This is a genomic window from Streptomyces sp. NPDC048106 (assembly GCF_040706415.1).
In the GTDB taxonomy this organism is placed as follows: Bacteria; Actinomycetota; Actinomycetes; order Streptomycetales; family Streptomycetaceae; genus Streptomyces.
The window spans coordinates 282,822-293,934 of record NZ_JBEZND010000002.1 but is presented as its reverse complement, the minus strand read 5'-3'; the positions used below and the strand labels follow the sequence as shown (position 1 = coordinate 293,934).

At 73.1% G+C, this 11,113-nt stretch carries 1 protein-coding gene; it reads left to right on the top strand.

Features of this window, described 5'->3' with window-relative positions:
* The first annotated feature begins 35 nt into the window (after positions 1–35).
* The gene (locus tag AB0927_RS03145) at positions 36–11,096 is read left to right on the top strand and encodes an SDR family NAD(P)-dependent oxidoreductase (RefSeq protein ID WP_366665743.1); all 11,061 of its coding nucleotides are present in this window, start codon (positions 36–38) and stop codon (positions 11,094–11,096) included.
* The last annotated feature ends 17 nt before the right edge of the window (positions 11,097–11,113 follow it).

Sequence of the window (11,113 nt, the reverse complement as noted above, 5' to 3'; positions counted from 1 at the left end):
TCACCCGACCGACTGATGGATTGAGGTATCCAGCCATGGAGAACGACGAGAAGGACGAGAAGCTTCTCTCGTACTTCAAGAAGGTCACGGCCGATCTCTACCAGACGCGCCATCGCCTCGAAGAACTGGAGAACAAGAACCGCGAACCCGTCGCGATCATCGGCATGGCCTGCCGGTACCCCGGCGGCGTCCGCTCGCCGGAGGACCTGTGGCAGCTTGTCGCCGAAGGCACCGACGCCGTCGGCGACTTCCCCACCGGGCGCGGCTGGGATCTCGACACCCTCTTCGACCCGGACCCCGACCGGCAGGGCAAAAGCTACGTCCGCGAGGGCGGATTCCTGCACGACGCCGACGAGTTCGACCCCGCCTTCTTCGGCATGAGCCCCCGTGAGGCACTCGCCGTCGATGTCCAGCAACGACTGCTCCTGCAGATCGCCTGGGAGGCCTTCGAACGCGCGGGAATCGTCCCCCAGTCCGTGAAGGACACGCCGGTGGGCGTGTACACGGGCCTGATGTACGGCGACTACGGCTCGCGCATCCGGGACATCCCCGACGGCTTCGAGGGCTACCTCCTGCACGGCAGCGCGGGCAGCGTCGCCTCCGGACGCATCGCCTACAACCTCGGCCTCGTCGGTCCGGCCGTCACCGTCGACACGGCGTGCTCGTCGTCGCTGGTCGCGCTGCACCTGGCGGTGCAGGCGCTGCGGGCGGGGGAGTGCTCCCTCGCCCTGGCCGGCGGGGTGACCGTCATGGCGACCCCCGGACCCTTCATCGAGTTCAGCCGGCAGCGCGGACTCTCCCCCGACGGCCGCTGCAAGTCCTTCTCGGCCACCGCCGACGGCGCGGGCTGGGGCGAGGGAGCCGGGCTCCTGCTCCTTGAGCGCCTCTCCGAGGCCCGCCGCAACGGTCACCGCGTCCTCGCCGTCGTCAACGGCTCGGCCGTCAACCAGGACGGCGCCTCCAACGGCTTCACCGCACCGAACGGCCCGTCCCAACAGCGCGTCATCCGGGACGCGTTGGCAAGCGCCGGACTCACTCCCTCGGACATCGACACGGTGGAGGCCCACGGCACCGGCACCCCGCTCGGGGACCCCATCGAGGCCGAGGCGCTGCTGGCGACGTACGGCCAGGCTCGCGATGCCGAACGGCCGTTGTGGCTGGGGTCGTTGAAGTCGAACATCGGCCACGCGCAGGCGGCCGCAGGGGTCGGCGGCGTGATCAAGATGGTGATGGCACTGCGCGAGGGAGTGCTGCCGCGCACCCTGCACGCGGACGAGCCGACGGCCCAGGTGGACTGGACTTCGGGCGCGGTGGAGCTGTTGCGGGAGGCGCGGGAGTGGGCGCCCGAGGAGGGGCGGCTGCGACGGGCCGGGGTCTCCTCCTTCGGGATCAGCGGGACGAACGCGCATGTGATCCTGGGGGAGGAGCCGACGGAGGCGCCGCCGGGGGACTCGGAGGACGCGCCGGCGGTGTCGGCAGCGGAGACTCCCGTACGTGTCTCCATGCCGGTGGTGCCGTGGGTGGTGTCGGGGCGGTCGGCCGAGGCGTTGCGGGGGCAGTTGGGTCGGCTGGAGGAGTGGGCCGCCGGTCTGGACCCCGTCGACGTGGGGTGGTCGCTGATCACGACCAGGTCCACCTTCGAGCATCGGGCCGTGGTGCTCGATGGCGGTGCTCAGCCCGTGACTGGGGTGGTCGCTGCAGGTGGGACCGGGTTCGTGTTCTCCGGTCAGGGGTCTCAGCGGGTGGGGATGGGCCGGGAGTTGTATGCGGCGTATCCGGTGTTCGCGAGGGCTCTGGACGAGGTGTGCGCGGCTTTCGGCGGGTCGTTGCGGGAGGTGATGTTCGAGGGTCCTGCCGAGGTGTTGGGGGACACGGCGTGGGCTCAGCCGGCGATCTTCGCGTGTGAAGTGGCGTTGTTCCGGCTGCTGGAGTCGTGGGGCGTGCTCCCCGACGTGATGGTGGGGCATTCGATCGGTGAACTCGCTGCCGCTCATGTGGCGGGGGTGTGGTCGCTGGAGGATGCCGTGAGGGTGGTGGCTGCCCGGGGTCGGCTGATGAGTCGACTGCCCTCGGGTGGCGCGATGGTGGCGCTTCAGGCGACCGAGGATGAGGTGGCCGGGCTGCTGTCGGATCAGGTGTCGATCGCGGCGGTGAACGGTCCGGACGCGGTGGTGATCTCGGGCGAGGAGTCGGCCGTTCTGGCGGTCGCGGCCCGTTTGGAGGCCGAGGGTCGGAAGGTGAAGAGGCTGTCGGTCAGCCACGCCTTCCACTCGTCGCTGATGGAGCCGATGCTGGACGACTTCCGTCAGGTCCTGGCGGAGGTCGGCTTCCATGAGCCGCGGTTGACGCTCTTCAAGGATGTGACCGATCCGGAGTACTGGGTGCGGCACGTCCGCGACGCGGTCCGTTTCCATGACGACGTCGAGGCGGCCCGTGAGGCAGGCGTCGTCCGGTTCGTCGAAGTCGGCCCGGACGCCGCGCTCTCCTCCCTGGTCGCGGGCTGCACCCCGACCCTGCGTCGCAACCGCGACGAGCCCCAGACCGCCGTCAAGGCCCTCGCCGCCCTCTGGACCACCGGCGCGCCCGTCAACTGGCAGGCGCTGTACGAGGATTCGGGCGCCCGTACCGTCGACCTCCCCACCTACGCCTTCCAGCGTGAGCGTTACTGGCTGGAGCCCGCGATCTCTGCCACGGGTGACGTGTCCGCCGCCGGTCTGGGTATCGCCGCGCATCCTCTGCTCGGTGCCGCGATCCATCTCGCCGAGGGTGACGGTCTGATCCTCACCGGTCGGCTTTCCCGTCGTTCGCATCCCTGGTTGACCGACCACGCGATCCTGGACACGGTCCTGCTTCCCGGCACGGCGTTTCTTGAGCTGGCCGTGTGGGCGGGGGACCAGGTCGGGGCCTCCACCGTCGAGGAACTCACCCTCCAGGCCCCGCTGATCCTCCCTGAGGCGGACGGCCTCCAGCTTCAGGTGACCGTCGGTGCGGCCGATGACACCGGGCGACGTGAGATAGGGATCCACTCGCGTCTCGATTCGGTCGACGGCACGGACGAGCCCTGGACCCGGCATGCCTCTGGCGCGCTCGTCCCCCAGGACGACAGGGCGGACAGGGCGGACAGCGCGGGCGGGACGGACGGCGGAGGCGACCACGACTTCGCCGCGGCCTGGCCGCCGCCCGGGGCGACGGCCATCTCCACCCAGGGCTACTACGAGCGCCTCGCCGACGAGGGTCACGACTACGGCCCTGCCTTCCAGGGGCTGCGAGCCCTCTGGCGAAATGGCGACGAGGTCTTCGCCGACGTCGAGCTGCCCGCCGAAGTCGCCCGGAAGACCGACGAGTTCGCCGTCCATCCGGCCCTCCTCGACGCGGCCCTGCACGCCGTCGGGCTCAGCGGTCTGCTCGGCGACAGCGAGGCCCAGGCGCGGCTGCCGTTCGCCTGGGGGCAGGTGACGCTCCACGCGTCCGGCGCCTCCGCGCTGCGGGTGCGGCTGACCCGCACCGGATCCGACACCCTGCGGCTCACCGCGGCCGCGCCCTCCGGACAGCCCGTCGCGACCGTGGGGTCGCTGCTGCTGCGGGCGGTCACCGGGGAGCAACTCGCCACGGCCCGCCCGCGCGGCGACCAGGCCCTGTTCCACGTCGACTGGTCCGCCCTCCCCTCCCGCGAACCCGAGGTCCCCGCGGCCACGTGGGCCGTCCTCGCCGACGAGCAGAGCCACTGGGACGGTCACGCCCTCGCGGCCGCGCTGGCCGAGCAGGGCGCCACCACGGCGACGTACGACGGCCTCGACACCCTGCGCGCCGTCCTGGACGGCGGCGGGACCGTTCCCGGCGCGGTGGTGTTCGCCTGCCGTACGGAGGCCGGCGCTGCCGAGCAGGACGCGGTGCGCGCCGCCCTGCACCGGACGCTGGAGTTCGTGCAGGACTGGCTCGCCGACGAGCGGTTCGCCACGACCACGCTGGTGGTGCTCACCCGGGGTGCCGTGTGCGCCCGACCGGGAGAGAACGTCACCGACCTGCCGGGCGCGGCCGTCCACGGTCTGCTGCGGACGGCGCAGACGGAGCACCCCGGCCGGATCGTGCTCGTCGACAGCGAGAGCGGAGCACCGGACGGCGACTCCAATCCGGACGCGGCCCGCGCGCTCGCGGCCCTGATCACCACCGACGAACCCCAGGCAGCCATCCGCTCCGGCCAGACCCTCGTGCCCCGGCTGACACGCGCCCACGCGCACGGCGGCCGGCCCCCGGGCCTCGACCCGCAGGGCACCGTCCTCGTCACCGGCGGCACCGGCACGCTCGGCGGACTGCTCGCCCGCCACCTCGCGGCCCGGCACGGCGTCCGCAGGCTCGTGCTCACCAGCCGACGCGGTCCCGCGACCGACGGCGCCGCCGAACTCGTGTCGGAACTAGGAGAGTTGGGTGCGCAGGCCGAGGTCATCGCCTGCGACGCCGCGGACCGGGACGCGCTCGCCGCCGTGCTGGCCGCGATCCCCGACTCGGCGCCGCTCACAGCCGTCGTGCACACCGCGGGCGTCGTGGACGACGGCGTGTTCGCCGCGCAGACCCCCGACCGCGTCGACGCCGTCCTGCGGCCCAAGGCCGACGCCGCCCGCATCCTGCACGAGCTGACGCGGGATGCCGACCTGGCGGCGTTCGTGCTGTTCTCGTCGGCGGCCGCGACCCTCGGCGGCGCCGGTCAGGCCGGCTACGCGGCGGCCAACGCCTGTCTGGACGCCCTCGCCCAGCAGCGCGCCGCCCAGGGACTCCCGGCGGTCTCGCTCGCCTGGGGCCTGTGGCAGGAGACCAGCGGCACGACCAAGCACCTCGGCGACGCCGACCTGCGGCGCGCCGCGCGCGGCGGCATGACCGCACTGCCCACCGCGGAGGCGCTCGCCCTCTTCGACGCAGCGCTCGGACAGCAGCGCCCGGTGGTCGTGCCGACCCGGCTCGACCTGGCCGCGCTCCGACGCTCCGGCGAGGTGCCCGCCCTGTTGCGCTCCCTCGTACGGCCCGCTCGGCGCCCGGTGCTCGCGGCGGGGGCCGACGCGGCCCGCAGCCTGCGCGACCGGCTCGCCGCTCTGCCCGCCGACGACCGCGAGGCCGCCAGCCTCGCCTTGGTCAGCCGGCATGTCGCCGATGTGCTGGGCCACGGCTCCGTGGACGCGGTCGAGGCGGCCCGCGCCTTCCAGGAGATGGGCTTCGACTCCCTCATGGCCGTCGAACTGCGCAACCGGCTCAACGCCGAGACCGGCCTGCGCCTGCCCGCCACCCTCGTCTTCGACTACCCGACCCCGCAGGTGATGGCCGCCCGGATCATCGCCGAACTCATCGGAGAACAGGGGGAGTCGACCACCACGGCACCGGTCCAGGCCGTCGGCACCGCCGACGACCCCGTCGTGATCGTGGGCATGGCCTGCCGCTTCCCCGGCGGCGTGAGCAGTCCCGAAGACCTGTGGCGGCTGGTCGCCGAGGGCACCGACGGCATCACGGACTTCCCCGGAAACCGCGGCTGGGACGTGGACGGCCTCTACGACCCCGACCCCGAGCGCACCGGCAAGACCTACACCCGCCACGGCGGCTTCCTGCACGACCTCGACCAGTTCGACGCCGGGTTCTTCGGGATCTCCCCGCGTGAGGCCCTCGGCATGGACCCGCAGCAGCGGCTGCTGCTGGAGACGTCCTGGGAGGCGTTCGAGCGGGCCGGCATCGACCCGGCCGCGCTGCACGGCTCCCGCACAGGTGTCTTCATCGGCGCCAACGGCCAGGACTACGCGGCCCTCCTCGCCGAGGCCCCGCAGGACTACGAGGGCTATCTGCTCACCGGCGGCTCGGCCAGCGTCATCTCCGGCCGCCTCGCCTACGCGTTCGGCCTGGAGGGGTCGGCGGTCACCGTGGACACCGCCTGCTCCTCCTCGCTGGTCGCCCTGCACCTGGCCGCCCGCTCCGTGCGCGACGGCGAATGCGACCTCGCGCTCGTCGGCGGCGCCGCCCTCATGGCGACCCCCACCCTCTTCGTCGAGTTCAGCCGGCAGCGCGGACTCTCGCCCGACGGCCGCTGCAAGGCGTTCTCCGCCGACGCGGACGGCACCGGCTGGGCGGAGGGCGTGGGCGTCATCGTCGTCGAGCGGCTCTCCGCCGCACGGCGCAAGGGACACCACGTCCTGGCCGTCGTCGAGGGCAGCGCGGTGAACCAGGACGGCGCGAGCAACGGCCTGACCGCGCCCAACGGCCCGTCCCAACAGCGGGTGATCCGGGAGGCGTTGGCGAGCGCGGGCCTGTCATCCGCCGACGTGGACGCCGTCGAGGCGCACGGCACGGGGACGAAACTGGGCGACCCCATCGAGGCCCAGGCACTCCTCGCCACCTACGGACAGGGCCGGAATGCCGAACGGCCCCTCTGGCTCGGCTCGTTGAAGTCCAACATCGGACACACCCAGGCCGCCGCCGGAGTCGCCGGCGTCATCAAGATGGTCATGGCCCTGCGCCACGGAGTGCTGCCACAGACCCTGCACGTGAACGAGCCCACGCCCCAGGTCGACTGGACGGCCGGCGCGGTGGAACTGCTCACCGAGAACCGTCCCTGGCCCGAGCCCGGCCCGGACCGCCCGCGCCGCGCGGGAATCTCGTCCTTCGGCGTGAGCGGCACCAACGCCCACGTCGTCATCGCCCAGGCCCCGGAACAGGCCGCCGCACCGAAGCCGGCCGCCGCACCGGAACCGGCCGACGCACCGGAACCGAACGACGCACCGGATCCGGCCGAGGCATCCGCGACACCTCCGGCGATCCCGCTCGTCGTGTCCGCGCGCTCCGAGGCCGCCCTGCGGGCCCAGGCCCAGCGCCTGCGCACGCTGCTCGCCACGGGCACCCCCGCCGCCGACGTCGGCCTCACCCTCGTACGCCACCGCTCCCTCTTCGAGGAGCGCGCCGTCGTCGTGGGCCGCGACCAGGACGACCTCCTCACCGCACTCACCGCACTCGCCACCGGCGAACCCACACCGAACGTGGAGACAGGAACCCCGGCACTCCAGGGGCGCGCCACCCGGCCGGTCTTCGTCTTCCCTGGTCAGGGGGGTCAGTGGGTGGGGATGGCGGTGGAGTTGCTGGAGTCCTCGCCGGTGTTCGCGGCTCGGTTCGCGGAGTGTGCGGCGGCACTGGACCCGTTGACGGGGTGGTCGTTGTCGGACGTGGTGCGCGGGTTGGAGGGTGCGCCTGGTTTTGACCGGGTGGATGTGGTGCAGCCGGTGTTGTTCGCGGTGATGGTGTCCCTGGCCGCTGTGTGGGGGTCCCTCGGCGTTGTGCCGGCGGCTGTGGTGGGTCATTCGCAGGGTGAGATCGCGGCGGCGTGTGTGGCGGGGGCGTTGTCGTTGGAGGACGCGGCGCGGGTGGTGGCGTTGCGGAGTCAGGCGATCGTGGCGTTGTCGGGGCGGGGCGGGATGTTGTCGGTGCCGTTGGGTGTGTCGGAGGTGCGCGAGCGGGTCGCGGTGTGGGGCGGCAAGGTGTCGGTGGCGGCGGTCAATGGTCCGTCCTCGACGGTGGTCTCGGGTGACGCGGCGGCGTTGGACGAGTTGTTCGCGGTGTTGGAGGGTGAGGGGGTGCGGGTTCGTCGTATCCCGGTGGACTACGCCTCGCACTCGGCTCATGTGGAAGCGATCGAGGCCGAGTTGGCCGATCTGCTGGCGTCCGTCGAGCCGCGGGAATCCGCTGTCCCGTTCTATTCGACGGTGACCGGTGGGTTGATCGACACGTCGGTGATGGACGCGGGTTACTGGTACACGAACCTTCGTCAGACGGTCCTCTTCGAGGACACCGTCCGTGCCCTTCTCGCCGATGGCTTTCGGTTGTTCGTGGAGGCGAGCCCGCATCCCGTTCTCGCGGTCGCCCTCGCCGAGGCCTTCGAGGCGACGGGGACCGAAGCCGTCACCGTGGGTTCGCTGCGGCGGGACGACGGGGGACTCGACCGGTTGCTGCTGAGCGCTGCCGAACTGCACGTCAGCGGTGTGCCGGTGGACTGGGAGGCCGCCTTCGCCGAGACGGCCGCGCACACCGTGGACCTGCCCACCTACCCGTTCCAGCGCCGCAGTTACTGGCTGCGACCGGCGGCCCGGCGGAGCACCGGCCAGGTCACCGAGGCGGGCATCGGCGGGGCGGACCACCCCCTGCTCGGCGCGGTGGTCGAACTCGCCGACGGCGCGGGCGCGGTGTTCACCGGGCGGCTGTCCACGGCGACCCAGCCCTGGCTCGCGGACCACGCGGTCCTCGACACCGTCCTGCTGCCCGGCACCGGATTCGTGGAACTCGCCCAGTACGCGGCCCGGCGCGTCGGAGCCGACGGCATCGACGAACTCACGCTGCACGCCCCGCTGGTCCTGCCCGCGGACGGCGCCGTACAGGTGCAGGTCGTGGTCGGCGGACGCGACGACACCGGCCGCTACGAGATCGGCGTGTATTCGCGCACCGAACCCGCCGCCGGCCCGGAGTCCGGCACGGCGGTCGAACCGACGCCGGACCGGCCCTGGACCCGGCACGCCATGGGCTTCCTCACCGCGGCGGGCGCGGCGCCGCCGGTCACCGCCGACCAGGACCTCACCGTCTGGCCTCCCGCCGACGCCGAGGAACTCGACGTCCAGGGCGTCTACGAGTGGTTCGCGGACCTCGGCTACGGCTACGGCCCCGCCTTCCAGGGGCTACGGCGCGCCTGGCGCCGGGGCGAGGAGGTGTTCACCGAGGTCGCCCTGCCTGAGGAGTACGCCGCCCAGGCCGACTCCTTCGAACTGCACCCCGCCCTTCTGGACGCCGCCCTGCACGCCACCGTCCTCGGCTACCACGGCGACACCGAGACCGCCGTCCTGCCGTTCTCCTGGAACGGCGTACGCACGCACGCCACCGGCGCCGACGCCCTGCGCGTCCGGTTCCGGCGCGGCGGCGAGGACATCGTCACCGTGACCGTCGCCGACGCCACCGGGGCGCCCGTCGCCACCGTCGACTCGCTGGCCGCGCGACCGCTCTCCGCCGGCCAGCTCGAAGAGGCCAAGAAGGCCCTCGGCGAGAGCGCCGCCGCCGAGGACTCCTGGCGCTACCGCATCGACTGGACCCGGATCGCCGACGCCCCCGACGCGGTCCTCGACGGCACCTGGCTGCTCGCCGTGCCGGCCGGGCAGGCCGACCACTCGTGGATCACCGCGAGCGCCGAGGCCCTCCAGGCGCGCGGCGCCCGGGTGACCACCGTCCTCGTCGCCGACGCTCTGGCCGCCGACCGGGCCGCCCTCGCAGACCGCCTTATTGAGGCCGCCGGGGGCGACGGACACGGCGGACCCGTGGCCGGGGTGCTGTCCTGGCTCGCCCTGGACGAACGCATGCACCCCGACCACCCGTCGGTCCCGCTGGGCCTCGCCCACACCGTCACCACCGTCCAGGCCATGGACACCGCGGGCATCGAGGCACCCCTGTGGATCGCCACCCAGGGCGCCGTGCAGGCCACCGACACCGACCCCGTCGACCACGTCCTGCAGTCCGCCGTCTGGGGCCTGGGCCGGGTCATCGCCCTGGAGCAGCCCAAGCAGTGGGGCGGCCTCGTCGACGTCCCCGCCACGACCGGCGAACGCGCTGCCGGGCGTCTCGCCGACGTGCTGGCGGCCGACCGCGACGAGGACCAACTGGCTGTGCGCGACACGGGAGTTCTCGTACGGCGCCTGCTGCGCGCCCCGCGCCCCGAGCCGTCACCGCAGCGGCCGTGGAAGCCGGCCGGCACCGTGCTCGTCACCGGGGGCACCGGCGCCCTCGGCGGCCACGTGGCCCGCTGGCTGGCCCAGGAGGGAGCCGACCATCTGATCCTGACCAGCCGCAGGGGGCGCGACGCGGCCGGCGCGGACGAGCTGGAGGCCGAGCTGACCGCGCTCGGCGCGCGGGTCACCATCGCCGCCTGTGACGTCGCCGACCGCGCCCAACTCGCCGAACTTCTCGACTCCTTGCCCGACGACGCCCCACTCGACGCCGTCATCCACACCGCCGGCGTCTCCCGCGACGGCATTGTCGACGGCCTCACCGTCGAGAACATGGACGCGGTTCTCCGGCCGAAGATCGACGCGGCCCTCAACCTGCACGAACTCACCGCCCACCTCGACCTGTCGGCGTTCGTCCTGTTCTCCTCCGTGTCCGGTGTCCTCGGCTCCGCGGGCCAGGCCGCCTACGCCGCCGGGAACACCTTCCTCGACACCCTCGTCCAACAGCGGCGCGCTCAAGGACGCGTCGGCGCCTCCTTCGGCTGGGGCATGTGGGGCGGCGACGGCATGGCCACCCTCGGCTCCAACGAGGCCCGCATCAAACGGCGCGGCATCCGGCCGATGGACCCCGCCACCGCCGTCGACGTCATGGCGCGCTCCCTGCTCGCGGACGAGCCGTTCCTCACCGTCATCGACGTCGACTGGCGGCGCTTCGTCGCCGAGGTGCACGGCGGCCGGGCCCGCCCGATCATCCGTGACCTGCCCGACGTACGCGCCCTGCGGACGGCCGCGGCCAGGACCTCCGCCGGAACGACGGCACAGACGGCGCCCGGGGAAGGCCCCGACGGGCTCGGCGCCCGGCTCGCCGGCCTCACCCCCACCGAGCAGGACCAGCTCCTGGCCACCCTCGTCCGCACCCATGTGGCCACCGCCCTCGGGCACGCGTCGGGCGCCGAGATCGCCCCGGAACGCGCCTTCAAGGAACTGGGCTTCGACTCCCTGATCGCCGTGGAGCTGCGAAACCGGCTCAACGCGGCGACGGGCCTCAGGCTGCCCGCCACGCTGGTCTTCGACTATCCGACACCCGCGGCCCTGGCCACCTATCTGCGGGAACAGCTGGCCCCGGCGCAGGAGACGACCGTCGACTCCGTCCTGGCGGGGCTCGACACCCTCGAAGCCGCCCTCGCCGCCCTGGCGCCGACGGACGGCGAACGGGCCCTGGTGGCCGCGCGGGCCCGCGAGGTCCTCGCCGCGGTCGGCGGCGCCCCGGCCGGCACCGGCCCCGGCGCGGCCTCCGCACAGAAGATCGAGTCCGCCTCGGACGACGAGATCTTCGACTTCATCAACAAGGAACTCGGCAAGTCGCAGTAAGGCGCCACAGAGCAGGC